This window comes from Chloroflexota bacterium, assembly GCA_014360905.1.
Taxonomy (GTDB): Bacteria; Chloroflexota; Anaerolineae; order UBA2200; family UBA2200; genus JACIWX01.
Genome location: JACIWW010000002.1, coordinates 45,377 through 71,346, shown reverse-complemented (window position 1 = coordinate 71,346; position 25,970 = coordinate 45,377). Strand labels below are relative to the sequence as shown.

Here is a 25,970-nt window from a genome sequence, read left to right as displayed (position 1 = left end):
AAACACATCAAGGAGGATCAAAGAAAATGAAAAAGTTACTCGCCACTCTGCTTGCTCTCATGCTCGTGGCATCGTTGCTGGCAGCTTGTGCCCAGCCCGCACAACCGACGCCTACGAAGCCACCGGCACCCACCGCAAAGCCCCCCGAACCAACCGCGCAACCCACCCAGGAGGTCAAGGCGCCCATTATCATTGGCGGCATCACGGATCTCACAGGCAACGGTTCGGTTCTGGGCACCGCTGTTGCCCGCGGTTGGGAACTCGCAGTCAATGACATCAATGCCAAAGGCGGGATTCTCGGCCGCCAGGTCAAGCTGATCGTTTACGACTGCAGAAGCGATCCACAGGAAGCCATTTCGCTCTTCAAGCGCCTGGCTGACGTGGACAAAGCAGCTATCGTTGTGGGCCCTCCCTTCTCTAACGTTGGCCTTGCGGTTGCGCCTGTAGCGGACGAGAAGGGCCTTGTCTTCTTCGGTCAGTTTGGCGACCCGCGATGTATGCTGGGCGAGAAGCTCGATTCCTTGCATCCCTACATGTTCCTCGTGCAGCCGTCCGCTATTCAGACCGGCATTATCGGGGGCGCCTACCCATTTGAAGTGCTGGGGCTGAAGAAGGCCGCGGTTCTCATCGCTGAGGATCATGCCTACTGCGTTACACAGGCCAATGCATTTCTGGATTATGCCAGCAAGGTCGGCATCGAGATCAAGACCATTCAGAAATGCAAGATCGCCGACACCGATCTGACGGTGCAGCTCACGGCCATCAAGAACAGCGGGGCAGAATTCCTGTTCAACGCTTGCAACACTCAGCTTCTCGTTGTGGCGACCAATCAGATGTACCAGATGGGCATGGATATCGTGCAGTGCGGAAGCCTCGACTTCAGCTATCCTTTCGCGACTCTCGTGTCTGATCCCAAGGCAGCGAGCCGCATCTACTTCCCGGTTAACCTGGATATGGAGGCTCCTCACCTTGCCGATGTGACAGCCGCCTATGTCGCGGCTTACAACGAGAAGCCGACGCCCAAGTCCTGGATCGCCTATGATACCATCCTGGTCACAAAGGCCGCCATCGAGAAGGCTGGCAGCGACGACCGTGCGGCTATTCGCGACGCTCTCGAGAATATTTCAGGCGTCAAATGCCTCATCACGGACAACTTCAGCATCGATCCCAAGACTCACATGCCTCTGGGACTTGGCATGTGCATCTACAACATCGAAAACGGTGGATACAAGAACTTGGGCTATTACGTTCCCGAGTATCTCAAGCATTAGAACTAAGATTCCTACCGTAAACCAAGAGCGGACTTGCCCCTGCATCGTGGTTTGGCAGGGGCAAGTCTCCTCTAGGTATGGACGGGAGTGGATCCTATGAACCTCAACTACTATCTGCAGTTGCTGATTGGCGGCGTCTCCAATGGCGCCATGTATGCCATTATTGCCGTGGGCTGGGCTCTGATATTCAGCATCTTGAAGTTTTCGAACTTTGCACATGGTGGTACCATGGTGTGCAGTGCCTATTTGGGGCTGCTCGCCACCAGGATTATAGGCGCCAACCTCTGGCTGACTCTGGCTGTTGCCGCCTTATGCGGTGGGATAATTAACATCATAGTAGAGCTCATCAGCTTTCATCGCCTGCGCAAGTCCTCGAAACAAGTTCTGCTGTTCTTTGTTTCTTCCATTACAATGGGCATGCTCCTGCAGAACCTGGTTGCGCTCAAGTTCAGCGGCCTTTTCTATTCCTATCCCAATTTTTTCAAACAGCGATTTGTTCAATTCGGAGGCGTTAGCCTAGATATATCCAACTTCATGATGCTCACAGTCGCAGCGGTCATGCTTGGCATCTTGATCTTGATCTTGCACAAGACCCGCTTCGGCATGGCCGTCCGTGCCCTATCCATGGATCCACGTACCACGAGCCTGATGGGCGTCAATGTGGACTTGATTGTTTTGGCAACCTTCTTTATCGCTGGCGCGCTTGCTGGAGTTTCTGGAGTGTTCGTTGGAATCCGAACCATCCTTTCGCCTCAGATTGGCAGCATGTACACTGTCAAAGGTTTCATGGTCTGTGTCATCGGTGGTCTTGGCAGCCTCAATGGCGCACTGTTTGCTGCGATCATCCTTGGTCTGGTCGAAACAGCCTTCTCAGTCATTCTCGGCACTAGCCTTGCGCCAGTTGGCACTTTCTTCTTCATGCTCATCTTCCTGTTTCTCCGTCCGCAGGGTCTTGCAGGTGTCTTTGCGATGGAAAAAGCCTAGTGGCCAGTAGGCCTTTGCCGAGAATGGATGATAGCCTCTGTGCACATGGCCAGCGTACGCCTGCTTGACCTAGACGAGCAAGCAGGCTCCCAGTGGCGGTTCATCGCTCATTTCACGGAGCCTTTGGATTTGTGAGAAATCTATGCAAACAGGAGCAATGGATATGGTAGGGAGGTGGTAGTGGTTGCAACATATATAAGTTACCTGTATTCCTTTCTTATCAACAATGTTCTCATCTTGATGATAGGAATGCTGGGCGTGTACGTACTCACCGGCCTTACGGGTATGTTCTCCATGGGGCAGGCTGCCTTCATGGCAGTTGGTGGCTATACTGCAGCTATGTTGTCCAAGTACTTCCACATGCCATTGCTTGTTACCATACCAGCGGCAGTACTGACGGGCGCGCTGTTCGGCTTCCTGATTGGCCTACCTGCCGTAAGGCTGCGCCGTGACTATGTTGCCATCGTCAGCTTAGGATTTAGCGAAGCGCTGGTGGCATTTCTGAACAACACCGCCAGCATCACTGGCGGAGCTCTGGGACTCACGGCAATCCCAAAGTACACCAATCAGGCTATGATCATTGCCACGTTTATACTAATGATCATCTTTATCTGGAACCTCAAAAACTCTCGCTTCGGCCGCGAGTGCATTGCGATCAAGGGTGATGAACTCGCCGCTGCCTCTATGGGCATCAATGTGGCACGGGTCAAATTGCTGATCTTTACCTTGGCAGGTGCCATCTCAGCGCTCGGTGGTTGTCTTTATGTCCATACCACGACCTACCTGGACTCCGCTGCATTCGGCTGGACTCAATCGTCCATGTGGATCGTCATGGTGTTTTTCGGCGGAGTGAACAGCCTGACAGGGTCAGTCTTTGCCGGAATCGTCCTCGGACTCATTCCTGAAATTCTGCGTTTTTCCGACCCACTGCGCATTGTGCTCTACTGCATCATTGTTCTTTTTATTGTCAACTTCCGCCCGCAGGGGCTTTTTGGCGAGGCGGAGCTCGATAGAAAAACCATAAAGCGGATTGTACTGACACTGATGAGGTTCCTCAAGAGGGTCTTTGCCCTGCCTCAAACACAGGGAGCAGAGCAAGGATAGCGGTGATGGAAATGTTGCTAGAAGTATATAATCTCTCCAAGAGTTTCGGTGGAGTAAGAGCAGTTAGAGACGTTTCGCTGTCGGTGGACAGCAACCAAATTATCAGCATTATCGGGCCTAACGGTGCGGGAAAGACCACCATCTTTAATTTGATCTCTGGCATCTACAAGCCCGACGCGGGCAAGATTCTCTTTATGGGAAAAGATATCGTTGGCAAAGCGCAGCACGAAATTGCCAGCATGGGTGTTTCACGCACCTTTCAGAATATCCGGCTGTTCAGGGGACTTAGCGTGCTGGAAAACGTAATGACTGCGCTTGACGCGCACAGCAACTACTCGCTGCTCAGTGCTATGCTGGCATTGCCACACAAACGCCACACCGACAGGGCGAACATGCTTCGTGCACTCGAAGCGCTTCAGATCGTAGGTCTGACCAAGTACAAAAACGAGCACCCTCACGACCTCCCTTATGGATTGCAACGTCGTGTCGAGCTTGCGCGTGCCATCGTGAGCCAGCCCAAGTTATTGATGTTAGACGAGCCTGCAGCAGGACTTAACCCTAGCGAATTAGTAGCCTTCATTGGCTTGATTGCGGAACTTAGAGAGCTATTCCATTTCGGAATTCTGATTATCGAGCACCGCATGCAGGTAGTGAATGAACTGTCTGAGCACATTTACGTACTCAATTTCGGACATCTGCTAACACATGGGAAACCCCAAACCGTGTGCAACGATCCGGAGGTTATCAAGGCGTATATCGGAGAGGACAGCAAGAGTGTTAGAGATCAGAAACCTCTGCGTGAATTATGATCACGTAGTTGCGCTCGAAGATGTAACTTTATTCGTCGCAAAAGGCTCGGTCGTTTCCATCATTGGTTCAAACGGCGCCGGCAAGAGCACCTTGCTCAACACCATATCAGGTGTTGTAAAGCGACGAAGTGGTGAGATTCTGCTGCACAACAAGCCGTTGCCAACCTCGCCACACGAGGTTGTGAAAGCAGGTATTGTTCAAGTTCCCGAAGGACGTCGCGTTTTCGTCAATCTAACGGTCGCTGAGAACCTGCTTATGGGCGCATGGCGCATCAGAGCCTCCACTGCGAAAAAGAAGATGCTCGAAATGTATGAGCTATTTCCGGTCCTTGGTGAGCGGCGCTCCCAGTTGGCTGGAACGCTATCAGGCGGAGAACAGCAGATGTTAGCCATTGCGCGTGGTTTGATGGCTGAGCCCCAGATCCTGTTGCTGGATGAACCAAGCCTCGGGCTTGCGCCACGGCTCGTGGATCAGGTTTTTGGCATCATCACTGACATTGCTCGATCAGGCATCACGGTCTTGCTGGTGGAGCAGAATGCACGCAAAGCCATGATGATCTCCGACTACACCTACGTACTGGAAAATGGTCGAATCCGAAAACACGCCAAGTCATCCGATCTCTTTAATGACGAAGAAGTCAAGCGTGCCTATCTTGGAGGATAATACATCATGAGCATGACGACGGAACAAAGAAAGATCAGAGTCGGGGTTATTGGAACAGGTGCTATCGCGCAGATTGCCCATTTCCCGGTTCTGGCATCTATGCCGGACGTGGAAATCGCCGCAGTCTACAGCAGAACGTACCAGAATGCTGAGCGCGCTGCAGCGCGTTTTGGCGCAAAAAAGGCATGCAAAACGTTTGACGAGTTTCTGGATACCGAACTCGATTGTGCAATCCTATTGACGCCCAAGACGGTGCGCAGGGAATACCTCCTCCCCTTACTCGAGCACAAGCTGGACGTCCTCTGCGAAAAGCCGCTAGCCATGACCCTGGATGAGTGCGCCTTATTGACAGATGCCGCGGTCAAGTCTGGGCGGATATTGATGGTTGCATTCAACCGACGTTTTGCACCCTGCAATACCCGCGCTTTAGCCGCTTTCGGCAATAGACGCCCTCATCTGGTGATTGCCAACAAGAGTCGCGAATTCAAAGAGTTCCGTGGAACTTTAGAAAATGCTATTCACATGGTCGATTTGCTACGCCATATTTTGGGTGAATGCGAAAGTGTTGAGGCGCGCGCGTTGTTTGCTGATCCATTCTACGAGGATGCCTGTACGGCATTGCTTGGATTTAAGGATGGTGGAATTGGGCTATTGGTGGCCTCACGTGAAGCCGGACAATGGCGCGAACATGTCGAGATGTACGGTGGAGGCATTACTGCCATCAGTGATAATCTTGACAGTTACAGGGTGATCTATCCGGACCGGGAGGAAGGGCAGACTATGACGCCACTGAATAAGGGTTGGTGCACCGTGGTGCACCGGCTAGGCTTCGAAGACTGCATCAAACACTTTTTCCACTGCGTCAAGACGCGCGAGAAACCGCTTACTAACGCTGAAGACGCATATAGGACTCATGAGCTGATGGATAAAATATTACGGGCAGCAGGATTGCCCGATCTCTCAAGAGACTGGGGGAGTTCCAAGTGATGAAGATATGTGGACATACGATGGGCACACCAGAATACAGCCTTGATGAGGCAATCGCATTTTTCGCCCAGATTGGACTGGACGGCATTGAAGTAATTGTACAGACTGATGGTTACCGATGTGCTATCCCTCTTGCTGCAACGGACACTGAAGTGCTTTCTGTTAAGGAAAAAGTCCAACAATCAGGCCTATTGGTTGCAGGGCTCACGCCCTATCTCAATCTATATAATTCACTCGATGAAGAAATACGCCAAAAGGAGTGCGCTGGCCTGAGACGAATCATTGACATGGCTGCCTTACTCGACTGCCACCACATTCGGGTCTACGGAGGCAAGTTCTTGGATGGGGAAACCGACCCGGGAAAAAAGAAACTGCAAGCGCTCGTGAAATCAATGCGCGAATGTGGCGACTATGCAGCAGAACGCAATGTGAAGCTTTGTCTGGAAACACACTTTGGCACTATGACCACTACTGCGGCAAGGACGGCAGAGATTTTGAGGGAGATTAACCACCCCAATGTAGGTGTGCTCTATGACCAAGCGAATCTGGCCTTTTTCCCAGCCGAGGAATACGAGGAAGCGATTGAGTTACTAAAGGACAAGATATTCTTTGTTCATTGCAAAGATCTTGTCTACCGCAGCGGACGTCCTCAAAAACCCAAATTCTCAAACGTTACCTTCGTTCCTGAATCAGAACGTACAGTGCACTCGCGCATTCCAGGCGAGGGAATCCTTGACTGGCCAGCCATTCTGAAGAGATTGAAAGAGATCGGCTATGATGGCTGGATCTCATTGGAATACGAGCGCAGATGGCAGCAAATTGACTTACCACCCGCTGCCGAGGGAATGGTGCGTGCCGCGGAGTACATTCGCAATATCATCAAGACCTTATAAGGGCACTGCATGTGGACAAAAAGGTTTTTTATGCGGGAATAAAACTCGAGCATCCCATAATTGCCGCCTCGGCGGGCACAACCCGCGGTGTCGAACAAGCAGTAAAGTGCGAGGACAACGGCTATAGCGCTGTTGTGCTCAAATCAGTGCAAGAAGAAGCACTGATGCGTTACAACCCTTTTCCCCGCTTTGCAGTACTGCGCAGCGGTATCAAGGGCTATGAATCAACCACCTTTTATAGTTACGAACAGGCCTATCAAGGGGATCTGGAAGATTACGCCGAAACAGTGCAACGCACCAAACAACGAGTCTCCATCCCAGTTATTGCCAGCATCAACTGTATTAACCCAGAAAGTTGGGCAGAGTACGCATTGGTTTGCGAACAAGCAGGAGCAGATGCCATTGAAATAGTGCCAAGCTGCCCGACAGGCCTTCTGATCCGTGATCCTTCCAACGACATTCATTCCATTACACTAGCGGCCTTGCAGGCATGTAAACAGAAAGTCAAGATCCCAATAGTGCCCAAAATGTCGGGGCAGCTTTCGAACCCGCTGTACACCGCCTATTGCCTGGATCAGGCCGGCGCCGATGGACTGACGATAATGAATCGTTCCACTGGCATCGAAATCGACATCGATGCTCAGAAGCCGATCCTGTTCGGCGGCCTCGCGGGGCACGGCGGCAGTTGGGCAATCTACACCATATTACGCTGGGTGATCGTCATTTACCCGCGAGTGCAAGCCCCCATCAGCGCAACTGGAGGGGTGATGACAGGCGGTGACGTAATCAAATGCCTGCTCGCCGGTGCGAACACTGTCCAGATTGCCACGGTCGTCTACCTCAAAGGCTACGCCTGGGTGCAAAAGATGCTGGCAGAAATTAATGCATACATGGAATGCAAAGGTATTGAATCGCTTGCTGATATCATCGGTGTTGCAAGCAAGAATATGCTGAGTATGGAGCAGTACGACCGCGAGACACGTTACTTTGCATACTGCGAGCGTGATATATGCGTTGCCTGTGGACAATGTGAGAATGTGTGCATTTATGATGCTATCACACTCATGGATAAAAAACCCGTTATCGGCCGCGAAAAATGCGATGGGTGCGGGCTTTGCGCGAGTGTTTGCCGTGTAGGTGCGATAAAATTACAGAGGAGGTAGGCAAATGGCGAGCAGAACAAAGAAAGAAGTACAAGAGAGAGGTGGGATCTTCAACATCCATGAAGGCTACAACTGGGCAAAATCGACAGGGCTCGAGGTTCATTTGGTCTTAACGCCACGTCTTGGTTCTCGCAATGTAGGCATTACCAGTGGCGTGCATCTACCGGGCATGGAATTTGAGCCACATGTTCATCCACTCTCGGAAGAGCTAGTTTTCTGCTTTGAAGGGGAAGGAGAATTTTTCCTCTACGATAAGTGGATTCCTGTAAAAGCGGGGGACGTTCTTTACGCGCCTCCGGGTGTTCTTCATGGCACTAGAAAACCTGCCGGGAGTACAGGACGATTCGTCACCGTTGGAGTCGCAACTCCACCACAACTCGACCTGTACAACCGAATTGGCTATGATGTGCTTGCGGAGGACGATTGATGTGCCGGGTACTGCGCTATGGCATGGTTGGTGGCGGTCAGGGCGCGTTCATTGGCGAAGCACATAGGAAAGCGATCAACATAGATGGTAAAGCCACGCTGGTAGCGGGATGTTTTTCTCGTTCCTATGAGAACACACTGGCTACCGGTGCTGCGCTTGGCATAGATCCCAAACGCCTATACAGGAACTTTGAGGAAATGGCGAAGGCCGAGGCAGCGCGCGACGATGGAATTGACTTCGTGGTTGTCGTAACCCCGAATAACACCCACCACCCTATATGCAAGGCATTCTTGGAGGCAGGCATCCATGTAGCCTGTGACAAACCCCTGACCATCAACACTGATCAGGCCTATGAACTTGAGAAACTGGCAAAAGAAAAAGATCTGTTTTTCATGGTTACTTATACATACATGGGATATGTGACAGCAAAACACGTCAGAGAGGTGATCAGAGCAGGCGAAATCGGCAAAATTCGCACTGTCGTTGCTGAGTATCCACAGGGATGGTTAGCTCGTGAAGGGGATTGGGGTGGCAAACAAGGGTCCTGGCGCTGTGATCCGGCTCAATCCGGCCAATCCAATTGTCTTGCCGATTTAGGTACGCACATAGAAAATGCCGTGGCGACCATGACCGGCCTCAAAGTGAAACGCGTTCTCGCCAAAATGGACATTATGGTTCCTGGCCGCGTTTTGGACGATAACGATTTCGTGCTGGTTGAGTATGAAGGCGGTGCTACTGGCATGTATTGGACTTCTCAGATAGCCATAGGACATGACAATGGCTTACGCGTACGCATCTATGGAGACCAGGGTGCTATCTTTTGGTCTCAGGAAGATCCAGAAAAGGTCATTATTGCCAAGCAGGACGGAGCACCCTTTACTGAGCATCACAAGGGCTATTGTTCCATTGCTCCAGAGGCTGCTAAATACGGTAGGCTTCCTAAGGGCCACCCTGAGGGTTGGCTGGAGGCAATGGCGAATCTGTATCGCAGTTTCATTGAATGCATTCATGCCAAGCAAACCGGCAGCTTCAACAGCGATATGATTGATTTCCCCACCGTGAGCGATGGGGTTCAAGGCATCAAGTTCATTGAGGCCTGCCTCAAAAGTTCGGCAAACGGGAATATTTGGGTAAACCTGTAACTAGCCATCGGAACATGTATAACACCATGCCCATCAGCAAGTGCTAAGGAGGCTTTCAGAATGACAAGACCCATTACTCTCTTCACAGGGCAGTGGACAGACCTCCCTTTAGAAGAGATGTGCAGACTTGCCCAACAAATGGGATACGATGGATTAGAACTGGCAACTTGGGGACATTTTGACACCCACGAGGCCGCTACCGATCCCGCTTATATCAGGAGGATCAAGGATCTCCTGTCTAAGTATGATCTGGGGTGTTGGGCCATTAGTGCACACCTGGCTGGGCAATGCGTGGGGGATCTCTGGGATCCTCGACTCGATCGTTTTGCACCAGTAGAACTGGCTGGGAAGCCATTAGAGATTCGAGAATGGGCAATTGAAGAGATGAAGTATGCTGCCAGAGCAGCATATGCATTTGGGGTGCAGGTCGTTAACGGTTTTATGGGATCCCCCATTTGGAGGTATTGGTATTCTTTCCCACCCACTAGTGAAGAGATGATCGAAGCGGGCTTTCAACAAATCTGCGATCTATGGACGCCTATTTTTGACGAATTCGATAAGTATGGCGTCAAATTTGCACTGGAAGTTCACCCCACAGAAATAGCATTTGACTACTACTCTGCAGAGAGATTGCTGGCAATTTTCGACCATCGTGACACGCTAGGATTCAATTTTGATCCTTCTCACCTTGTCTGGCAGGGGGTGGATCCGGTGGTTTTTCTCCAGGCATTTGCAAACAAGATTTACCATGTCCATGTCAAAGATGTCTATGTTAACCTTGATGGCAGGAGCGGAATCCTTGGCTCACACCTCAAATTCGGTGATCCACGCAGGGGCTGGAACTTTGTATCTCTGGGGCACGGCGATGTCGATTTTGATAAAATCGTTCGTATGCTCAACTGGATAGGCTATCAAGGGCCGCTCTCCGTCGAATGGGAAGATTCCGGCATGGATCGTATCCTAGGAGCAACCGAAGCCTGCGAGTTCATGAAAAGGATGAATTTTGCTCCTTCTAAGATGGCATTCGATGAGTCAATCAAGCATGATTGAAGACGAATGGCGTCATTCTTCTTAGGATGCTGACCCGTCTTAAGAGGTAATTATTGCATGCTCTCGCGTAGCGAGTAAGCCAGAGTAGAAACCATTGTTGAGAGGTGATTATCCCAATAGTAGATGGTCATTGTCATCTACCGAATGGGATACACACCTAGTTCTCGTACTGCTTCGCTCATGGCGATAATATTACGAGGTGGAACATCAGGCTGAATGTTGTGTACTGCAGCAGCGATGTAGCCCCCTCCCTGTCCTAATTGATGGATGCGCCGTCCCACTTCCTCACGCACATTCTCAGGCGTCCCGTGGGGTAGCACATGCTGGCTGTCAATTCCACCCCAAAAAGACAAACGATCTCCATATTTTGCTTTGAGTCCAGCGACATCAGGAATCGCTGAAACTTGAACTGGATTCAATGCTTGCACACCAGCATCAATCAGGTCATCTACCAGGAGAGTGATGTTCCCACAGGAATGGAGAACGATGATTGCATCTGTGTACTGCCTAATCAGTGCGCAGAACTTCTTATGGTAGGGTTTGATCATCGCTCGGTAGGTCGCTGGGGACATGATTGGAGCAGACTGTGTAGCCAAGTCATCAACGAGGCGAATTGCTGCTAGATAGGGGCCAGTAATCTCTAGGAAGCGTTGCGTGATAACAGCGTTCAATTCAAACAGTTTGTCTAGCAATGCGTGTATAAAGTCTGGGTCTTGAACCAGATCCATCAACGCTTGAGTCATACCACGCAGCATAGATGCAGGCTCCCAGAACCCCTTGAATCCGCTGTCACCTACCAGTGCATATGGCGTATGTTCAAAGAGATCACGAACCTCTTCGGCTAATCCCTTGTATCGGCCGGGATCACCCGCATCAGGCCAAGGATACCTATCCAGATCCGAGATAGTTGCGTTAGCCAATGGATGGCTTGCCAGTTCCCAATAATAGCCCTTCGAGTAATTAACTTGACGCCATTTGATTCCAAATTCATCCACAAAGGTACCCGGCTCCGATGGCGGAGAGGTCCAATTTTTCGGAGGCCTAATCACGATAGGTCGCAGGTCGCTTCCCAAGCGACGCATCGTTTCCTCATCCAGCCTAGCAACTCGGAAGGCCTTGTACATAATCTGCGTGGGCGCCGAGATTCCTTCATACGCCTTTAGGTTTTCATAAGCCTCTATTGTCAAGCTAGTTGTACCACTACCACCGAGATCAAAAGGGACACGGTCCGGTTCCTCGTGATGTAAAGCAGCCATGACTCGTTCCCGTGAAGTCATTTGAGCCATAAACACACCTCCCTGAGATATGTGAACTCCTGCATTGCTATGGACTCTGGGCTCTGTCAGCCCAATGAGAATAGATATAAGATACGGACGTTTCGTGATCAAGCAAGCAATGTGCCGTATCCCGTGGTTTGCTTTTTTGATACCCAAGGAGGACAATCGCTGTATATCAACTTCTCCACGCACTCTCCAAGCGTGTGCATCATGATAAGGTGCACATGCTCGGAGCAGGCTGCGCTGAGCGAGTCCGCACGCAGCCAGATGTCAGCCAGCTTGGCTAGTTTTCCCCCCTCCTTGTTGGTAAAGCCAATGACTAACATCCCTTTTGCCTTCGCGACCTCCGCTGCCAGGAGCACATTGGGAGAGTTGCCACTAGTGGAGAAGCAAATCAAGATATCCCCACGTCGACCCAGACTCTCTACTTGGCGACTAAAAATTTGGTCATAACTATAGTCATTGGCTGTGGCAGTTATTGTGGAAATATTGTCTGCTAGGGAAATTGCGGTCAATGGGGGACGGTCGAAGTACATATGGCCTGTAAAGTCATTCACAAGGTGGGATGCATTTGCTGCGCTACCACCGTTGCCACAAAACAAGATCTTGCCCCCACTGGATAAACACTCTTTAACCAGCGCAACTGCTTTTATAAAAGCAGGAGTCTCTGCCAGGCAAGCGTTCAATGCCTCGACATTCTCCTTTATTCGTTGCTGCAAGATGGCTGTGATAACTGCAGTGTCTTCCATTTCATTTCGCATTGTTTTTCTCCTTCTATTTGCTCTTGATTTCCCTCGCTAATAGAGGACGAGTGATCCGCACCTCGATCCAAGTAGCAAGGGCTAGTATAATAGCAAACACAAGCAGTGCCAGTGGCATAAAACTGCTCAGTTTGCCAATGATAATTCCAGTTATGCAATAGTCCGTATCGGCAAACATTGCACCATTCAAACCTGAACCGTCTATCAGGGTGAATAAGAAGGCTTGTAGGGAAGTGTTTAGAAAACCATGAAGACTTGCCCCCAAGAAAGCGCCGCGGCGACCACCTGTGGCATTTCCAAATACACCCGCGGTGCTGCCCATGAAGAAACTATGGAACAACATGGGTACAATTACTAAGGGATACCTCATGATCAAACAGAACACGATCATGAAGGCCATTCCTACGGTGTAGCCAAAGAATCCAATCACCACGCTGTTCGGCCCATATGGGAATAAAGCCGGACAATCCAGTGCGGGAATAGCACCCGGTACAAATTTGTCTGAGATGCTGCGGAATGCTGACACCATCTCCCCAACGAACATACGCATTCCCAACAAAATGATCGTTATTCCTGCAGCAAAAGTAAACCCCTGCATAATTGACCAGACAACAGATTCGAATGGATTAAGGTACGTTCCATCACCTTGGCTCAACTCAAAGATCACGGTAAGCGTGCAAATGACGATAATGGCTAGCCCCATTGACAAGAGTGGCTCGCGGAATAACTCGCGGAAAAGGCCCAAGTTTCCAAGGAACCCTATCTTTTCGGAATCTGTCTGTTCGGGATCGCTTCCAACCCACTTGCCGATCAGACCAGCCACGCAGTAGCCAGCAGTCGCTAAGTGACCCATGGCAAAGCCAGCGCCCTTGGTCGCTCTATGCATAAACGGCATCGAGAAGGCAGGCATAACGGTCATCAAGATGCCAGATATAAGCGAAGCATAGAGCAGAACTTGGATGTTAGGCAGTCCAGATTTCACCAGCATGGCAACGCATACAGCCGCAATGAACAGTATATTATGACCACTTAAGAAGATATAATGTAAAGGAGTAAAACGCGCCAAAATAACATGTACCAAAAACGCTCCGACTGTGGTGATAATCAGTTGAGCGCTAAACCTGGTAGCAGTCAAAGCGGTGATAGCCTCATTGACCGGCACGACAATCTGCAAACCAAAGGCACGGGCTACACCCTCGCCCATAGGGCTGAGCACTCCAGCGATCACAAATGCTCCACAATACATGACAGTAAATCCTAGAATAGCCTTGAGCACACCCGCGAACACCCGCTCAATGCTGGACTGCTGTTTCTTACCTTTACTAGCAAGTAACTCCTTGAATATAGGCATCAGTGCTTGTTCCATCTCTTTTTCGTCAAACACGTTCTTTACGACTACAAGCCGCTGTGCCCATTTCCTACACTTTGGCGCGAATTCAGCACTGGTAACGAAGATGTCAACCCCTGGCCGCTGAGCAGTTCCGATATCCGCTACTTCAACCTCAACAGCGGTATCTTTAACGCCATGGCGTTTGAGTACACGCTCGACATTCATACGCATTAAATGCCCACTACCCAAGCCCATACCACAAACAGTGACAATTTTGATCAATTATTTCAAACACCTCCTTTTTAAATTTACATCTCATTGAGATGAGAAGCGCAAGCAACGGCTTGATGCCACTATTGCGCTTGCGCAGCTAAGCCTGCAGCCCTGAGTAGCACGAGCGAGGAAAGTATTTCACCGAGCACCAAGTGCGACTAGAAGGGCAACACAGGATGTTGCGTCCTCCCAAAAGTCGTTATACGAGGTTGCTTCAACGCTCAATATTCCATTGTAACCTGCATTCTTGAGTGCCTGGATATAGGGTGTGTAATCATAGCCGTCGTCTTTCTTAGGGAAGAGGCGCTCGGTGCCTAGCGGATGATCAATATGTGCGTGGATAATCCAATCTTTGTAGGCGATGATATCATCGAGGCTTTCGCCTACCTTCTGCATGTGGCGCAGATCGCACATAACCCAGCAATTCGGCTTTTGGAGGCACTTAGCAAATTCGACGGCTTCGCCTATGGTCTGTAGGTAATTCGAATTAGCCGGTCCAAGAGGTTCCACGGCGAGCATTATCCCATAAGGTGCGATCCTATCGCAGATACCAGCAACAAATTCCGCGATCTTAGCTTTCACGCCTTTAACATCGGCACAATCTTCAGGAATACTACGACACTTGCCTGCTCCGAAAGGCCAAAGGCATGCTCCCAGTTGAGCAGTTCTGTCCGCGGCAGCCTCAGCGTGATCCCACCATCTCTGCATATCAAAATCTTCCCGGTGGATCCGTTCTGTAAGTGGCATAAAACCTGAGAATGCCTCAAAGCCAAGTCTAGAATCGAGGGCCATGCTCTTTAGTTCAGCAAATTGTGAGGGCGTCATGCTGACTATTTCCATGATATCAAGTTCAGCGCTATCGAATCCTGCCCTTTCAATCAAGGGGATATGCCGCGCAAAACCAAAGCAGCCTAGTTTCATATCCTTTGTGTTCCTTTCGTTTTTAATTTATAATGATATCATATATCCCTCAGGAGGTCAACCATGCGAAAAATGCGCGGGGTCGTCGTCGCTATGACGACCCCTTTTACCACCGATGGAGAGGTAGATTTTGAGGCATTGTATAGTGAAATAGAGTTCCTGCTCAAGGCCAGAGTGCACGCTTTGTATCCCTGTGGCACAACCGGGGAAATGCTCTTTATGACTAGCGAGCAACGTGAGGCAGTAGCCAAGGCCGTAGTAGATAAAGTGGCAGGACGGGTACCAGTTTACATACATGTCGGTGCTGCTAGGATTGAAGACACTATACGGCTCGCCACACACGCCCATAGGATCGGTGCCGATGGTGTGGGGGTTGTCACACCTCTGTTCTTCCAATTGAATGACCGAGAGTTAGAAAATTTTTATTTAACTGTGTCGCGTAGTCTGCCGCAGGATTTCCCAATCTATATGTACAATATTCCGCAATGCTCAGCCAATGATCTCAAGCCCGAAGTTTGTGCGCGTGTCGTGGCAAAATGCAAAAACGTTATTGGCATCAAGTACAGTTATTGCGACATGCACCGTACTCTTGATTACCTTCAGTTACGTATGCTGCGGGATGATTTCTCTGTGCTGGTCGGCTTCGATAGGCTACTACTGCCCGCGTTGTTGATCGGTTGCGATGGCACTGTGTCTGGGGCAGCGAGCGTATTCCCCGAACCTTTTGTCGAGGCTTACGAGAAGTATATGGCTGGCGATATGATTGGAGCGGAAGTTGCCATGTGGCGTGCCAATGATATCGTGAAGAAACTAAAGGCAGGTACCAGCCTCGGAACCTTTAAGGAAGCACAACGCTTGCGCGGTTTTGGTGGAGGATATGTACGTGCTCCCCTCATGGAGATAACCGAGCAAGAAAAAGAATCACTGAAGCAGGAATTAGAAATGTATTTATACATGTATAGAACAGGGGACACGCCATTTGGAGCAGACGCACCGTCGTCAAATTTACATAACCAAAGCAAGTAGGAGACAGGCATGAACACTAGAGAAACCATTGAGAAACACAAACTGATCGTTATCTGCAGAAAGATCTACGGTGACGACCTTAAGAAACTTGTCGCGGCGTTGTTCAAAGGTGGAATTAGGCTAATTGAGGTCACCATTGATCAACAAGATCCAGACTGCATTACTAAAACGTGTGAAGCCATTCACATGCTGAGCGAACTGTACGGCGATGCGCTGCTCGTGGGCGCTGGCACCGTGCTAAATGAAGTGCAGGTTGATACCACCTTCAAAGCTGGTGCGAGGTACATTGTCTCGCCTGATTACAACCCCGCTGTGGTGAGACACACAAAAGAGTTAGGACTCGTATCCATACCAGGAGCCATGACCCCTACTGAGATCCTCGCAGCACATAATGGCGGGGCAGATTTCGTCAAGTTGTTTCCGGCGACAGTACTGGGATTCAAATATATCAAGGACATTCTGGCCCCCATAACTCATGTCAAACTAATTGCCACAGGGGGTGTAAACGAGGAGAACTTTGGTCAGTACCTTGATTTAGGGTTTGTAGGCGCTGGAGTCAGTGGTCGCCTTACCGATAAGAAATTGCTTGAGAACGGTGATTTTGATGAATTGACACGCCGTGCGGAGGTATTTTGTCAGATTGCCAAGGGGGAGGGACAGTGACTAAAAAACGTTTCGTGGGCTTGGGAGAGATATTGGTCCGGTTATCAACCGAGGGGTATCTGAGATTTGCACAAGCGGACAGGTTCATAGTGAACTATACTGGAGCGGAGGCCAACATAGCCATTACCCTAAGTTATATGGGCATGGACGCGTGCATGGTGACCAAGTTACCTGATAATGACATCGGAAAATGCGCGTTGCGTAAACTAGCCATGTTTGGAGTGGACACCTCGCATATCACTTTCGGTGGTGAACGCATCGGTCTGTACTATCTTGAACGAGGTGTATCGCAACGCCCATCACGCGTTATTTATGACCGCAAGCATTCGGCATTCTCAGAGGCATCTGTTGACGAGTTTAATTGGGATGAAATACTAAATGGCGCTGATTGGTTCCATTTCACTGGCATTACACCCGCACTATCGGAAAACTGTGCCAAGATCTGCGAGAAAGCGTGCATCACAGCCAAACAACAAGGAGTTAAAGTAAGTTGCGACCTGAACTACCGTAAGAGCCTTTGGACACCGGAAGAAGCACAAGAAACAATGCGCCCGCTTATGCAGTATGTTGATATCCTCTTCGCAAATGAGGAGAGCAGCGAAAAAGCACTCGGCATCAAGATGGATAAAAGCAGCATTGTGGGGGTCAAACCCGATACGGAAGCGTACGCGATGCTCGCACATAACCTCAGCGGTACCTTTGGATTCGAAAAAGTCGCTATTCCTCTCCGCGAGCCTATATCCGCTTCAGTCAACAATTGGTCTGGGTTGCTATATTCGAACGGCGAAATTTCTATTGCAAAAAAGTACACCATCCAGATCGTTGATCGCATTGGAGCCGGTGATTCTTTTGCAGCAGGCTTGATCTATGGACTGCTACATGGTATGGACGACCACACTGCTCTGGAATTCGCGACGGCAGCCTCCTGTCTAAAGCATTCGATTGAATTCGATTTTAACCTTTCAACGCCAGATGAGGTCAAAGCCATCATGACGGGCGACGCTTCAGGATGGGTCCTCCGCTAAGCCATTATAGTTACGGGTAAGATGTGGCTCTACCTGATACGCGCAATATGCTGAGCACCAGGTTGAGCCCATCCAAACACATCCTCATCGAAATGATTATAGCGGCTTGCACTGTGCAAGCCGCTCCCTCGCTTATCTCAACATACATCTTCTTGATCAGCGGATAAGTAGTGGAATTCACAATCCCCAGTGAGTGTCCCCCTTTGTCTAATTGATTGCTGCACAAAGCATATGGGCATAGCGCGTGAAGCAGCTTTCTGGCAAATGTCTTTGTGGAGATATGGAAGAAATAAAAACTGTGCGCGCATCAAACGCTGTATAATACCCAATGAAAAGAGAGAAACATGACCAAACAAAGGATAGAGTGGGCTTTTGTCACGATGGGCTTGAATATCGCGGCTGCCCAAGGACTGCTCATCCGCCTGTTGCTGGTGAGCTTTTCGGGCAATGAGCTATCCATTGGGCTGATCCTAGCCAACTGGATGCTGGCCGAGGCGTTTGGTAGCCATGTCGCTGGCCGCCTGTCACCAAAGCTCAGAGATGCGTTTCAGTCGTTTATCCTCCTGCAGATGTTGTTTGCCGTCCTGCTTTTCCTGGTCATCTGTGCGGGCTACCTGGTACGCCGGTTAGCAGCAGTAGCTCCGGGAGAAGCCTTAGGTTTCGCCGCCATATTTTGGACCTCCTTATTGCTGCTCGCTCCGCTCAGTGCTGTGCACGGTGCCATGTTCAGTGTGGGTTGTGCTGCCTGCGCGGGGAGCAAGCCGCAGGACCATGCCTTGGTAGGACGACTCTATATTCATGAGGCTGCTGGAGCGATGGGTGGCGGTGTCATTCTGGCCTTCCTCCTTGTCCCCCGCTTCAATCCCACCCAAATTGCATTGTTGCTTTCGTCGCTTGGTTTGGCAACGGTGCTGTGGCTCCTGTATGATGCTCCTCATTTGTCCCAGCGCCGGCTTTGGTTAGCAGCCACAGGTTTGGCAACTATGCTGTGCCTCGTCCTTTCTCTGTCTCCACTGGCTCCTGCACTGCACTATTCCCTGGTGCAACTGCGCTGGGGCGGTACCTATCACATCGTGTATGATCGAGACTCGCCCTATGGCAACGTCGCCGTAACCCAGCTACTTGGACAGTACACCTTTCTCTCCAATGGCACCCCCCTCTTGACTACTCCTTTCCCAGACATCATCACAGTAGAAGAGACCGTTCACCTGTCCTTGCTTTTTCATCCTTATCCCCGCCGTGTACTGGTCATTGGCGGGGGACTAGGCGGGGTGTTGTTCGAAATCTTCAAGTATAATATAGAGTACGTGGACTATGCGGAGCTAGACCCCTTAGTGATCGAAGCAGTGCGTGCCTTTCCCACCGACTTGACCAGGCAAGAGTTGCAGGACGCAAGGCTGCGCGTCCATAAAATGGATGGACGGTTGCTCCTGAACCAATTGGGACGCCAAAGCAAGGCTTTCGTGCATGGATATGACATCGTGCTGGTGAACCTGCCCTATCCCTCGACCTTGGAGTTGAATCGCTTCTATACCGAAGAATTCTTCCAATTGGTGCAGTGGGTGCTGGATAAAAGCGGTCTAGCGATCTTCACCCTTCCGGGCTCCCTCACTTATGTAGGATCGGCGATGCGCGATCTGAACCTCATGGTACGCAATGGGCTGCAAAAAGTGTTCCCGGACGTACGTCCCATTCCGGGCGATACTGTTCTGTGGTTAGCATCCCCTTCTTTGCCTTTGGCATCGCAGACGCCAAAGGCACTGATGGCTACCTGGCACACACGAGCACTGCCCACTCGCTTTATCACGGAGGAGCATTTGCGAGTGCGTTTCGACCCTCAGCGCCTGGCCTGGTTCCAGCAGGCATTGCAAGTGGACGGGGCGATCAGCCCCAACCACGACCTCCACCCGACAGGCGTGCTCTACGGCCTAGCCTATTGGAGCGAGATATTTGCCCCCACTACGTACCGCCTGCTGAGCACTATCCGCCAGATTCGCCTCGGGCATTGGTGCTTGTTACTTGCGCTGCTTTTCGCTCTTATCACGCTGGCACAGAGGCTCCATTCTAGGTGGAAAGGATTCACAATCTCTGTGGTCGTAGCCACCACTGGGTTCACCGGCATGGTCTGCGATTTGATGATCGTTTTCGTCTTCCAGGCGCTGTACGGGTACGTGTACCAGTACGTTGGACTGATCGTGGCTGCCTTCATGGCGGGATTAGCCCTTGGGGGATGGATGACAACCGCAAAAGGCGCTTTTGCGGATGGCAAAAGGCGACAGGCGCTTATCCGTTCCGAATTCGCTCTAATCGCTTACTGGTGCACCCTTCCCTTGCTGCTGAAATGGCTTTCCTCTTCTATCACTACTGGGGCTGTGCCCCCTGCGCTTTTGCTGCTGAACGGACTGGGGGGATGCCTGGTAGGGCTGCAATTCCCGCTGTCCAGCCAACTGCACCTGTCCATACGAGGCGAACCTGGTTACACTGCCGGCGTCCTCTATGCGGCAGACCTGATTGGTGCCTTCTTGGGCGCGGTGGCGGTAGGCATTGCACTGCTCCCGGTCCTGGGGGCGACCGAGACCTGCCTTTTCGTCGTCATGCTGAAGGCATGTAGCCTGGCTTTGCTGTCAATGAATACTTAGAACTGCTCAATCCCTGTCTCTATCACGCCCTCACCGAGAGAATGAGCTATACCTGCTAGGCCATTCCGATGCTCAAAGGATACCAGCAAAGGATCAGCCTTGCAGTGAAGTGACAATAGCAGCTAGGCCTCCCACACGCCCGCTATAGGGTAGCCGCAGGAGCGACACTTGCCATCCACGAGGTTGTTCTCCAGCACCGAAAAGTGCAGGCGGAGGAGGAGCAGTTCACCACACTTGGGGCAGAAGGTGCTGTTGCGCTTGTGGCCAGGGGCATTGCCCAGGTAAACGTACTGCAGACCAACCTGGTCCGCAATCGCCACCGCTTTTTCCAGCGTCTCAATAGGCGTGGCAGGCAAATGCTGCATCTTGTAGGCGGGGAAGAAGCGCGTAAAATGCAGCGGCACCTCCCTCCCCAAATTCTCCGCAATCCACTGACACATCCTGCGGATATCATCGGGGTTATCGTTCAGGGTTGGGATAACCAGATTCACGATCTCCAGATGGACTCCCGAGCGGGCAATCTGCTTCAAAGTGAATAGCACGGGTTCAAGGTCAAGGGTACAAACCTGCTGATAGAACTCGGAAGTGAACGCCTTGAGGTCAACGGTAATGGCATCCAGCCGTTCGAGCAACTGCTGCAGCGGTGCTGCCAGCATGGTGCCATTGGTATGGCAGATGACGCGCAGGCCTTGGTCCCTAGCAATGGTAGCGATGTCATAGGCATACTCGTAAAAGACCGTTGGCTCATTGTAGGTGAAAGAAATGGCAGCACAACCCAGAGACAGAGCTCGCTCCACTGCTTCAGCAGGAGTAGTGCGGTAATTGAGTGTCTCCCAAAGAGTGTGCTGCGACATCTCCCAATTCTGGCAAAACTTGCAACGGCTATTGCACGCGGCAGTGCCCACACCCAAGATGCTGCTTCCCGGCAACATGTGAAAGACGGGTTCTTTCTCAATCGGGTCCAATTGCAATGCGCATGGCAGGCCATAGACCAGGGAATAGTACGTTCCGTTGACATTCTTCTTGTTGCGACAAAAGCCAAGCTGCCCTTCGGAGACAATGCACTCACGGAAACAGATCTGGCAATGCACCCGACCATCTTCCCGACGCTGATAATGCATCGCCTCGCGCAATCCTATGGAAGTGGGAGTGCGCGCGATGGGCTCCTGAGTTGGGGCTGGCAACGCAAGGGCGCATGCGCTCGCTGCCGGCAAGCCTAGCACCGTCGCCAATGCCGCCGCACACCCCTTTGCCAGAAACTCACGCCGTGTCAATTTGGAAAATCCACTATCCCTGTCCATCAGCACTCAACCCACTCACGGCAAGCCAACCGCCCTCCCCCTCTAAAAGTATATCGCATTTAGGACAATCACAAAAATGTCCCAGGTGGTTGCAGGTATTGTCGCTCGAGTTTGAGAAGATGATAAGCAGATAGCCCTATGGCAAAATAAAAGAAACGCGAGCCCTACATTCGCCAAACTTCGATAGAGGCCGCGCTGCACACCTGCTGCTAGCCACCTGCGAAAACTTGTTTATGGCATCCATGAGCTCCATCATCCCTGGGGCGCTTTTGGAGAAGCAAGCACACACTCCGTTCGTTTAGAGCAATTTCTAACCACGGACGATGTGAGCAAGTGATGTAGCTTTGTCGACTAGATTTTCTCTGCTACAATTGTTAGGAAACCGTCCTCCCTACTACGATGGCCTGCTTTTCTGTTGAGATGATTGGAGAGCATGATGCCTTATTTCACTCGTATGGAACAGGTAAAGATGAATCTGTCACGGCGTTGGTTCTTGCATCGGCTGGCACTGACTGGGATGATCACCCTACTGGGCAGCGAGCTGCCGAGCGCCTGCAAGCGGAAGGAGACGCCAGCACCTGTGGAACCGCCACGACCAACTGAAACCCCGATGCATGCCACTGCTGCGGTTACCCCGTCCACACAGGCTAAGGAGATTTCTCTACCACCGCCGCGCACCAAAGGGCCGCTGTCTTTGGAAGAGGCTCTGCTCAGGCGGCGGTCCGTGCGCATGTACAGGCACAGCCCGTTGAACTGGCAAGATATTGCCCAACTCTTCTGGGCAGCGCAGGGGGTGACCCGTTCGTGGGGTGGGCGTACGGCTCCCTCTGCTGGCGCACTATATCCCCTGGAGCTCTATGCAGCCAAAGCCGATGGCGTATATCACTACCTACCTCATGGTCACAGCGTGGAGGTGACGATTCAAGAGGATATCCGCCGCGCATTATGGGCTGCCGGCCTGTACCAGGAAGCGCTGGCTCAAGCATCGGTCATCTTCATTATCACCGCTGTTTACAGGCGGACGCAGATCAAGTACGGAGACCGCGCGGAACGATACGTCGAGTTAGAAGCTGGGCATGCCGCACAGAACTTGCTCTTGCAGGCAGTCGCCCTGGATTTGGGCGCGGTGGTCATCGGAGCATTTTACGATGAAGCAGTGGCTTCCGCGCTGCACCTGCCTGCTGCAGAAAAGCCACTCTACCTGATTCCTGTTGGCGTCCCGGCGGAGTGAGCGCCCACAAAAGGCATGACGGAGTCAGTGGCTGGAACCTTTTCCTCCATGCCCACGTCTCTAGATTGACCAGACAGCGTGAGTCAAATTCGGTATCTAAGGAGACCAGAGCATGAAATATATTGCAGAGATTCGCGCCGCTCAACATGATCCGCATACATTGGAAATGCTCTACCAAAAGGCGCGGCGTCAAAATGAGTCCACAGAATTTGCAGGCGATATATTCGCGTGCTACCAGGAATCTCCTGACAATATCCTGTATGCTGCCTGGTATCACCGCTTGCAGGCAGAATCCTTTGCCTTGCCAGCAGTCCATGCAGACACCCATTGGAAACTGGCTGTCCCTCTAGGCATTGTGGCTGGGTTGATCCTCTGGCTGCTCAGTGACCCTCGTTTGGTTTTTCCCGATCGCACTCCCTTCCTCGCCATCGCTTGGGCACCCATTGAGGCTTGCTTTGTCATTTTGTTCTTGACCCTGGCGGCGGGGAAATCGCTCGCACGAGTATGGCCCATTTTGCTGGGGGTGTTGGGCTTTTTGCTTTATGCAAGCGTTTTTGCCTGGTTGCCCCATCGCGAACAATACAAAATCATCGCGATGTTGCACTTGCCACTGCTGGCCTGGATCGGAGTAGGCTTGCACATTCTAGGGCTACGATCTAAGCATGCGGATCGTTTTGCGTTCCTGGCCAAAGCAATGGAAGCGTTCATCACCATGGGGGTTTTTGCTGCGGCAGGGGGTGTCTTCGTTATCATCACCTACGGTTTATTTGAGGCATTGGGCCTGCGCTTGTCCGATGCGGTCATGCGTCTGTTGGCAGTAGGTGGCGGAGGAGCGATACCGGTGATGGCCGTGGCCAGCGTATATAACCCTCAGCTAGGCCCCACAGCGCAGCGATTCGAGCAAGGGCTGAGCAAGTTGATTTCCACACTGATGCGCTTGCTCTTGCCCTTGACCTTGCTCGTGCTGGTCATTTATCTGTGCGTCATTCCCTTCAACTTCATGGCCCCGTTTCGCAGCCGGGATATCTTGATCGTGTACAATGCTATGCTTTTTGCTATCCTGGGTCTATTGATTGGGGCGACACCTGTGCATGAAAGCGCCCTGACCCCTGAACACGAGAGAGCGCTGCGGACTGGCATTCTAGCTCTGGCTATCTTGGCCGTGCTGATCAGTGTCTATGCTTTGTCTGCTACTATCTATCGGACACTTCAGGGAGCAATCACCCCTAACCGCCTTACCGTGATTGGTTGGAACAGTATCAACATTGGCATCCTGGTCCAGCTCATCTACCGGCAACTCAAAAAAGGCAACGAACACTGGATTCATGCCATGCAATTCGCCATTGGAACAGGGGCAATAGCCTATATCGGTTGGACTATCTTCTTGATTTTGGCATTGCCCGTGCTCTTCCGGTAACAATGCAGAGCAAAGGAAATGCGCAGGGGATACTGCGCCGCTTCGCAGCATGAATATGACTGAGTCACAGCCGCTTTCGCCGCTTGTGCCTGTGCGGAGAGGGCGCTGGGCTATTTAGTTACTGCTGCTACAGCTAATGTGACACTGTCCTCGGGGCTTACCTTGATTTGTACATCCATCACGCGGCCATCTTCGGCAATGACAAAGTGGCTGCGGACAATGCCCATGTAGCTTTTGCCGTACATCTTCTTCTCACCCCATACGCCGTATGTTTCAGCGACCCGATGGTCAGGGTCGGACAGCAGGACAAAGGGCAGGTCATTCTTGCGGCGGAATTCTTGTAATACTTTCGTTGAATCGGGGCTTACCCCGATGACCACGGCGTTGGCGGCAGCTATCTTGGCGGATTCATCCCTGAATCCCTGGGCATGCGCCGTTCAGCCTGAGCTACCTGCTTTGGGGTAGAAGTACAGGATGACTTTCTTGCCACGGAAATCAGAAAGCCTGACTTTCTTCCCTTCATCGGAGAGGAGCTCGAAATCCGGTGCGAGTTCGCCAATACTTAGCATGGTGGAGCCTCCTTACGAGTTTTGTTCATAGCGGATTATATCGCTTTCTCGCTTTCTGTAGTAAACTATAAGAACAAAATCAGGAATTCTACAGAAAGGGGCCACATGGCAAAGGTAGTCGTCGTAGGCAGCTCGAATACAGACATGGTAGTGCGGGTGCCGCATATCCCAGCGCCTGGTGAAACGGTGCTTGGAGGCGAGTTCGTCATGGCGGCAGGGGGCAAGGGCGCCAACCAGGCGGTAGCTGCGGCACGCCTGGGTGCGCAGGTCACCCTGGTAGCGCGGGTAGGGCAGGACGTCTTCGGTGAGCGGGCATTGGCCGGCTTTCGCCAGGAAGGGATTGCTACTCAATATATCACCATTGATCCCGAGGCGGCTTCCGGCGTGGCGCTTATTTTCGTGGATGCAAATGGTGAGAACAGTATCGCTGTAGCATCCGGCGCTAATGCACACCTCACGCCACAAGATGTCCAGCAGGCAAAGGAGGCTATCGAGGCAGCAGACGTCCTGCTACTCCAATTGGAAACACCCCTGGAAACAGTGTGGCAAGCGGCAGAGATTGCCCAGCGTGCTGGTGTGCGTGTGGTATTAAATCCGGCGCCAGCATGTCCACTACCGGCTGATATACTGGCTTTGGTTGATGTACTCACTCCCAACGAGGGGGAAGCCAGTTTGCTGGCTGCAAGACAAATTACCCAAGCCACCACCCTCGCTGATGCCGAAGCTGCAGCGCGTTGTTTGATCGAGCAGGGCGTGAAAACAGTCATCATCACGTTGGGTGCGCGGGGAGCCTTAATTGTCACGCCTGACTTCCAACAGCTAGTGCCCGGCTTTGCGGTAGATGTGGTGGATACGACTGCTGCTGGTGATGCCTTCAATGGCGGATTGGCAGTAGCTCTGGCAGAGGGAAAAACACTCGCCGAAGCAGTGCGCTTTGCCAATGCCTGTGGTGCACTAGCAGCCACCAAACTGGGCGCGCAACCTTCGTTGCCCACCGCTGAGGAAGTAGCTCGTTTTCTGATGGAGAGACGTTAGATAATCCA

24 protein-coding genes are annotated in these 25,970 nt (G+C 51.5%); 18 read left to right on the top strand and 6 right to left on the bottom strand.

What is annotated here, in order from left to right:
- Window positions 1–26 precede the first annotated feature (26 nt).
- The 11 genes from H5T67_01305 (at window position 27) to H5T67_01255 (ending at window position 10,494) form a co-directional block, all read left to right on the top strand.
- On the top strand, window positions 27–1,271 hold the full coding sequence (locus H5T67_01305) for an ABC transporter substrate-binding protein (GenBank protein ID MBC7243956.1): 1,245 nt from the start codon (window positions 27–29) through the stop codon (window positions 1,269–1,271).
- A 96-nt stretch (window positions 1,272–1,367) separates the two neighbouring features.
- Window positions 1,368–2,255 carry a branched-chain amino acid ABC transporter permease gene (locus H5T67_01300; GenBank protein ID MBC7243955.1) on the top strand — a complete coding sequence of 296 codons (888 nt, stop codon included), beginning with the start codon at window positions 1,368–1,370 and terminating at the stop codon, window positions 2,253–2,255.
- 180 nt (window positions 2,256–2,435) lie between these two features.
- Window positions 2,436–3,359 (top strand): branched-chain amino acid ABC transporter permease, encoded by a 924-nt coding sequence (locus tag H5T67_01295; GenBank protein MBC7243954.1) that lies wholly within the window; start codon window positions 2,436–2,438, stop codon window positions 3,357–3,359.
- A 5-nt stretch (window positions 3,360–3,364) separates the two neighbouring features.
- On the top strand, window positions 3,365–4,168 hold the full coding sequence (locus H5T67_01290; GenBank protein MBC7243953.1) for an ABC transporter ATP-binding protein: 804 nt from the start codon (window positions 3,365–3,367) through the stop codon (window positions 4,166–4,168).
- Entirely contained in the window at window positions 4,065–4,832 is a 768-nt protein-coding gene (locus H5T67_01285; GenBank protein MBC7243952.1) for an ABC transporter ATP-binding protein, read from the top strand. Before H5T67_01290 ends, H5T67_01285 begins: the two co-directional genes overlap by 104 nt.
- 12 nt (window positions 4,833–4,844) lie before the next feature.
- Window positions 4,845–5,819 carry a Gfo/Idh/MocA family oxidoreductase gene (locus tag H5T67_01280; protein ID MBC7243951.1) on the top strand — a complete coding sequence of 325 codons (975 nt, stop codon included), beginning with the start codon at window positions 4,845–4,847 and terminating at the stop codon, window positions 5,817–5,819.
- On the top strand, window positions 5,819–6,712 hold the full coding sequence (locus H5T67_01275) for a sugar phosphate isomerase/epimerase (GenBank protein MBC7243950.1): 894 nt from the start codon (window positions 5,819–5,821) through the stop codon (window positions 6,710–6,712). Before H5T67_01280 ends, H5T67_01275 begins: the two co-directional genes overlap by 1 nt.
- Window positions 6,713–6,723: 11 nt before the next feature.
- Entirely contained in the window at window positions 6,724–7,875 is a 1,152-nt protein-coding gene (locus H5T67_01270) for a 4Fe-4S binding protein (protein MBC7243949.1), read from the top strand.
- Between the two features lie 4 nt (window positions 7,876–7,879).
- A complete protein-coding gene (locus H5T67_01265; protein ID MBC7243948.1) occupies window positions 7,880–8,302 on the top strand; it encodes a cupin domain-containing protein in 423 nt (140 codons plus the stop codon).
- Window positions 8,302–9,444 carry a Gfo/Idh/MocA family oxidoreductase gene (locus H5T67_01260; GenBank protein MBC7243947.1) on the top strand — a complete coding sequence of 381 codons (1,143 nt, stop codon included), beginning with the start codon at window positions 8,302–8,304 and terminating at the stop codon, window positions 9,442–9,444. Before H5T67_01265 ends, H5T67_01260 begins: the two co-directional genes overlap by 1 nt.
- A gap of 60 nt (window positions 9,445–9,504) precedes the next feature.
- Window positions 9,505–10,494 carry a sugar phosphate isomerase/epimerase gene (locus tag H5T67_01255; protein MBC7243946.1) on the top strand — a complete coding sequence of 330 codons (990 nt, stop codon included), beginning with the start codon at window positions 9,505–9,507 and terminating at the stop codon, window positions 10,492–10,494.
- Between the two features lie 137 nt (window positions 10,495–10,631).
- Here H5T67_01255 and H5T67_01250 read toward each other — a convergent pair whose 3' ends face one another.
- From H5T67_01250 to H5T67_01235, 4 genes are all read right to left on the bottom strand, one after another.
- Window positions 10,632–11,780 carry a hypothetical protein gene (locus tag H5T67_01250; protein MBC7243945.1) on the bottom strand — a complete coding sequence of 383 codons (1,149 nt, stop codon included), beginning with the start codon at window positions 11,778–11,780 and terminating at the stop codon, window positions 10,632–10,634.
- A gap of 98 nt (window positions 11,781–11,878) precedes the next feature.
- A complete protein-coding gene (locus H5T67_01245; GenBank protein ID MBC7243944.1) occupies window positions 11,879–12,532 on the bottom strand; it encodes an SIS domain-containing protein in 654 nt (217 codons plus the stop codon).
- Between the two features lie 13 nt (window positions 12,533–12,545).
- The gene (locus tag H5T67_01240; protein ID MBC7243943.1) at window positions 12,546–14,144 is read right to left on the bottom strand and encodes a PTS ascorbate transporter subunit IIC; all 1,599 of its coding nucleotides are present in this window, start codon (window positions 14,142–14,144) and stop codon (window positions 12,546–12,548) included.
- 129 nt (window positions 14,145–14,273) lie between these two features.
- Window positions 14,274–15,056 carry a sugar phosphate isomerase/epimerase gene (locus tag H5T67_01235; GenBank protein MBC7243942.1) on the bottom strand — a complete coding sequence of 261 codons (783 nt, stop codon included), beginning with the start codon at window positions 15,054–15,056 and terminating at the stop codon, window positions 14,274–14,276.
- Between the two features lie 63 nt (window positions 15,057–15,119).
- On the opposite strand from H5T67_01235, the gene H5T67_01230 reads away from it, so the two are divergent.
- The 4 genes from H5T67_01230 (at window position 15,120) to H5T67_01215 (ending at window position 20,409) form a co-directional block, all read left to right on the top strand.
- Entirely contained in the window at window positions 15,120–16,082 is a 963-nt protein-coding gene (locus H5T67_01230; GenBank protein ID MBC7243941.1) for a dihydrodipicolinate synthase family protein, read from the top strand.
- Between the two features lie 9 nt (window positions 16,083–16,091).
- On the top strand, window positions 16,092–16,745 hold the full coding sequence (locus H5T67_01225; protein ID MBC7243940.1) for a bifunctional 4-hydroxy-2-oxoglutarate aldolase/2-dehydro-3-deoxy-phosphogluconate aldolase: 654 nt from the start codon (window positions 16,092–16,094) through the stop codon (window positions 16,743–16,745).
- Complete coding sequence (locus H5T67_01220) at window positions 16,742–17,770, top strand: sugar kinase (protein MBC7243939.1); 1,029 nt, start codon at window positions 16,742–16,744, stop codon at window positions 17,768–17,770. The genes H5T67_01225 and H5T67_01220 overlap by 4 nt, the downstream gene beginning before the upstream one ends.
- A 344-nt stretch (window positions 17,771–18,114) precedes the next feature.
- Window positions 18,115–20,409, top strand: a complete 2,295-nt coding sequence (locus H5T67_01215) for a hypothetical protein (protein ID MBC7243938.1) — start codon at window positions 18,115–18,117, stop codon at window positions 20,407–20,409.
- A 122-nt stretch (window positions 20,410–20,531) separates the two neighbouring features.
- On the opposite strand, the gene amrS is transcribed toward H5T67_01215, so the two are convergent.
- Window positions 20,532–21,710, bottom strand: a complete 1,179-nt coding sequence (gene amrS / locus H5T67_01210) for an AmmeMemoRadiSam system radical SAM enzyme (protein ID MBC7243937.1) — start codon at window positions 21,708–21,710, stop codon at window positions 20,532–20,534.
- Between the two features lie 610 nt (window positions 21,711–22,320).
- Here amrS and H5T67_01205 point away from each other — a divergent pair.
- Window positions 22,321–22,941, top strand: coding sequence for a SagB/ThcOx family dehydrogenase (locus H5T67_01205; protein ID MBC7243936.1), 621 nt, complete (start codon window positions 22,321–22,323; stop codon window positions 22,939–22,941).
- Between the two features lie 112 nt (window positions 22,942–23,053).
- On the top strand, window positions 23,054–24,358 hold the full coding sequence (locus H5T67_01200; GenBank protein MBC7243935.1) for a hypothetical protein: 1,305 nt from the start codon (window positions 23,054–23,056) through the stop codon (window positions 24,356–24,358).
- 110 nt (window positions 24,359–24,468) lie between these two features.
- Here the strand turns inward: H5T67_01200 and bcp are convergent, their stop codons facing one another.
- Window positions 24,469–24,927: a thioredoxin-dependent thiol peroxidase gene (gene bcp / locus H5T67_01195; protein MBC7243934.1), complete on the bottom strand. Its 459-nt coding sequence runs from the start codon at window positions 24,925–24,927 to the stop codon at window positions 24,469–24,471.
- A gap of 105 nt (window positions 24,928–25,032) precedes the next feature.
- Here bcp and rbsK point away from each other — a divergent pair, with 105 nt between their 5' ends.
- Window positions 25,033–25,962: a ribokinase gene (gene rbsK, locus H5T67_01190; GenBank protein MBC7243933.1), complete on the top strand. Its 930-nt coding sequence runs from the start codon at window positions 25,033–25,035 to the stop codon at window positions 25,960–25,962.
- Window positions 25,963–25,970: the final 8 nt, after the last annotated feature.

Coding starts and splice junctions, on each gene's coding strand:
- H5T67_01265 (MBC7243948.1), top strand. CDS start 7,880: ATGGCGAGCAGAACAAAGAAAGAAGTACAAGAGAGAGGTGGGATCTTC.
- H5T67_01285 (MBC7243952.1), top strand. CDS start 4,065: ATGGGAAACCCCAAACCGTGTGCAACGATCCGGAGGTTATCAAGGCGT.
- H5T67_01300 (MBC7243955.1), top strand. CDS start 1,368: ATGAACCTCAACTACTATCTGCAGTTGCTGATTGGCGGCGTCTCCAAT.
- amrS (MBC7243937.1), bottom strand. CDS start 21,710: ATGGACAGGGATAGTGGATTTTCCAAATTGACACGGCGTGAGTTTCTG.
- H5T67_01215 (MBC7243938.1), top strand. CDS start 18,115: ATGACCAAACAAAGGATAGAGTGGGCTTTTGTCACGATGGGCTTGAAT.
- rbsK (MBC7243933.1), top strand. CDS start 25,033: ATGGCAAAGGTAGTCGTCGTAGGCAGCTCGAATACAGACATGGTAGTG.
- H5T67_01260 (MBC7243947.1), top strand. CDS start 8,302: ATGTGCCGGGTACTGCGCTATGGCATGGTTGGTGGCGGTCAGGGCGCG.
- H5T67_01245 (MBC7243944.1), bottom strand. CDS start 12,532: ATGCGAAATGAAATGGAAGACACTGCAGTTATCACAGCCATCTTGCAG.
- H5T67_01275 (MBC7243950.1), top strand. CDS start 5,819: ATGAAGATATGTGGACATACGATGGGCACACCAGAATACAGCCTTGAT.
- H5T67_01280 (MBC7243951.1), top strand. CDS start 4,845: ATGACGACGGAACAAAGAAAGATCAGAGTCGGGGTTATTGGAACAGGT.
- H5T67_01225 (MBC7243940.1), top strand. CDS start 16,092: ATGAACACTAGAGAAACCATTGAGAAACACAAACTGATCGTTATCTGC.
- H5T67_01205 (MBC7243936.1), top strand. CDS start 22,321: ATGCATGCCACTGCTGCGGTTACCCCGTCCACACAGGCTAAGGAGATT.
- H5T67_01290 (MBC7243953.1), top strand. CDS start 3,365: ATGGAAATGTTGCTAGAAGTATATAATCTCTCCAAGAGTTTCGGTGGA.
- H5T67_01255 (MBC7243946.1), top strand. CDS start 9,505: ATGACAAGACCCATTACTCTCTTCACAGGGCAGTGGACAGACCTCCCT.
- H5T67_01235 (MBC7243942.1), bottom strand. CDS start 15,056: ATGAAACTAGGCTGCTTTGGTTTTGCGCGGCATATCCCCTTGATTGAA.
- H5T67_01305 (MBC7243956.1), top strand. CDS start 27: ATGAAAAAGTTACTCGCCACTCTGCTTGCTCTCATGCTCGTGGCATCG.
- H5T67_01200 (MBC7243935.1), top strand. CDS start 23,054: ATGAAATATATTGCAGAGATTCGCGCCGCTCAACATGATCCGCATACA.
- H5T67_01250 (MBC7243945.1), bottom strand. CDS start 11,780: ATGGCTCAAATGACTTCACGGGAACGAGTCATGGCTGCTTTACATCAC.
- H5T67_01230 (MBC7243941.1), top strand. CDS start 15,120: ATGCGAAAAATGCGCGGGGTCGTCGTCGCTATGACGACCCCTTTTACC.